Source organism: Deinococcus pimensis DSM 21231, assembly GCF_000519345.1.
GTDB lineage: Bacteria > Deinococcota > Deinococci > Deinococcales > Deinococcaceae > Deinococcus_A > Deinococcus_A pimensis.
Map to the genome: position 1 here is coordinate 15,649 of NZ_KI912616.1, position 2,583 is coordinate 18,231.

The following is a 2,583-nucleotide window of genomic DNA, read 5'->3' on the forward strand; positions in this document are numbered from 1 at the left end:
CGCGGTGCGGAGGACCGCTGTCAGTCGGAGGCGAGCGAGGGCGTGAGGACCGCGCCGGCGGGGGTGCGGCGCGCGACGGGGAGGACCCCGAACGAGCGCATGGTCTCCGCGAGGCCGACCGAGAGCCGCGTGGGCGGGCCGAAGTGGGTCGTGAAGTCGAGCGCGTCGAGGACGGAGCGCTGCAGATCCCCGGCGCGGGGCGGCTGCTGGTCGACGCGGACGTCGAGGCGGCAGATGCGCTGCATGGTCCGCACGAGGCCCTTGGTGGTGGTGGCGCGGCCCGTGCCGACGTTGAGGATGCGCGGCAGGGGCTTGCCGAGCGCGGCACTGACGTTGGCGCGCGCCACGTCACGGACGTACACGTAGTCGCGGATGCAGCCCTCGTCCCCCAGGGTGTTCATCGCGTAGATTCGCAGCGGGGCGCCCTCGCGGATGCTGCGGCAGAAGATCGCGATGACGCCCGCCTCCCCGTGCGGATTCTGGCGGGGACCGTAGACGTTGGCGTAGCGCAGGATGACGTGTTCGAGGCCGTACTGCCGGGCGTACGTGGCGAGGTAGGCCTCGCAGGCGAGCTTGCTGGTGGCGTAGGGGCTCTCGGGCTGGGCGGGCCAGTGGGGCGTGGCCTTGCGGGTGGGGCGGACCTCGCCGTAGATGGCGCCTCCGGTGCTGGCGAACACGACGCGGCGCACGCCGCTGCGGCGGCTGGCCTCGAGGAGGTGCAGGGTGCCGCTGACGTTGACCTGCGCGTCGTGCAGGGGGTCGCGGATGCTGTTGCCCACGCTGGCCTGGGCGGCCTGGTGGGAGATGACGTCGGGACGGAAGTCGTTCAGGACGGCGTGGACCCCGTCGGCGTCGCGAAGGTCGGTGTGGTAGAAGGGAACGTCGCGCGGGACGTTGTCGAGGAGGCCGTTGCTGAGGTCGTCGAGCACGGCGACCTCCAGGCCGTGTTCCAGTGCGAGCTCGACGATGTGGCTGCCGATGAACCCCGCTCCGCCGGTGACCAGTAGACGCATAGTCCTCCCTATCCCCTCGAACGCGGTTCGGGGGTCGAAGCTCGTTGTGGACCACGTGGCGATGCGGAACAGCGAGGACGCGTCGCGCCGATCGCGCGATTCGTTCGGGGAGGGCGCCTCGTGGACGTGTCGGTGGGTACGGTCGATGGGCCGCGCCTGCCGGTACTCGGTTCCGATGAGTCGCCTTGAACTTCTGGCTTGTCCTGACGGTATCAGTGTGTGAATCTTCACGGATGAAGCGTGGCTTTATTCCCGCTTGACATGCACGTTCATTTTCGTGAGCATTGATTTCTGCCCCAGCACGTAAAATGAAGCCGTAGCATGAGAAGACCCCAGCTTGGTCTTAGAAGAATGAGCGAAACAACGAGAGCCGCGTCACTTTTACCTTCTCACCGAGGCGGGTGAACAGAGCACAATGCCGCGCGGCTGGTTCTAGCGTGTGGACTCCTTGAGCTGGTTGTCCTCACTCATGAACGAACTCCTGCTCATCCTCCCGGCTCCAGGTGGACGCGCAGATGGGTGTGGTACGTGGTTCGTCCGCTCGCGCGCCATGTTTCCCCCATTCTTTGAGAAGCCGATGAGCTGTCGACGAGTTGCGTGGCAAAGTGTAGCCCTGATCCAAATCATCAATCCTCGTGAGACAGATGTGATCTGCCCCAACAAACGTGGATGCGGCCCTCATTCAGTGACGGCAGCGACTGCTTACCCTGGGCATATCCTCCCCTGTTCCACCCAGTCCACCCGATCCGCCGCCTCGCCCGTCCGCAGAGGCGTCGGCCGGGCAGAATTCACAGGAGACACGGCATGAGCGGAACCGTCGGACCCGTAGGCCAGCCGACCAGCAAAGAAGCCCGGGGCGCCCACCGCGCCGTCCACCCACGGCGCGGAACGGCGGAGTGAGGGATCGTGCCCTTCCTCGTCGGCGTGGACGTCGGTGCGACGAACACCGCGCTGCTCGCCGTCGACGACGCGGACGCGGTGGTCGTGGAGCGTCGCCTGCCCGGCGCCTACCTGCCGGACGTGGGCGAGGAGGCGTTCGCCCAGCTGCTGGCAGCGGTGCGAGACGTCCTGCGTGATCTGCCCGCGAGCGATCTGCGCGTGGTGTTCGGGCTGCCAGGCCACGGCGACATCACCGACCTGACACGCCGTCACGTCGAGCTGCTCGGCCGACTCTATCCGGACGTCCGGCACCGCGCGTACAACGACGTGTACCTCGCCCTCGTGGGCGCGCACCTCGGCGCGCCCGGCATCGTGGCCCTGTCGGGGACGGGCTCGATGGCGCTCGGCAGGAACAGCGCCGGTCACCTCGACCGTCTCGGCGGGCTCGGGCCGATCCTGGGCGACGAGGGGAGCGCCTACGCGATCGCCCTGCACGCCCTGCGCGTCGCGGCGCTCGCGAACGACCGACGCGCGCGCGCGACGAGTCTCGTGGACGCCACCCTGAGGCACTTCGGCGTCGGTGAGGTCGCGGAGGTCACGCTTCAGCTGATGAATCACGCCCAGGCGAGGGCGCGGCTCGCGTCGTTCGCGCGGGAGGTCGACGCCTGCGCCCGGGACGGCGACCGCGCGG

Annotated in this window: 2 protein-coding genes; one reads left to right on the forward strand and one right to left on the reverse strand. The window is 68.5% G+C overall.

The genetic code is table 11. The features are described 5' to 3' along the window. Positions 1-20: 20 nt before the first annotated feature. Entirely contained in the window at positions 21-1,013 is a 993-nt protein-coding gene (locus DEIPI_RS27295) for an NAD-dependent epimerase/dehydratase family protein (RefSeq protein ID WP_084473836.1), read from the reverse strand. Between the two features lie 906 nt (positions 1,014-1,919). Here DEIPI_RS27295 and DEIPI_RS35140 point away from each other — a divergent pair. After that, on the forward strand, positions 1,920-2,583 hold a 664-nt coding region (locus DEIPI_RS35140; protein ID WP_052351542.1), incomplete at its 3' end, for an N-acetylglucosamine kinase.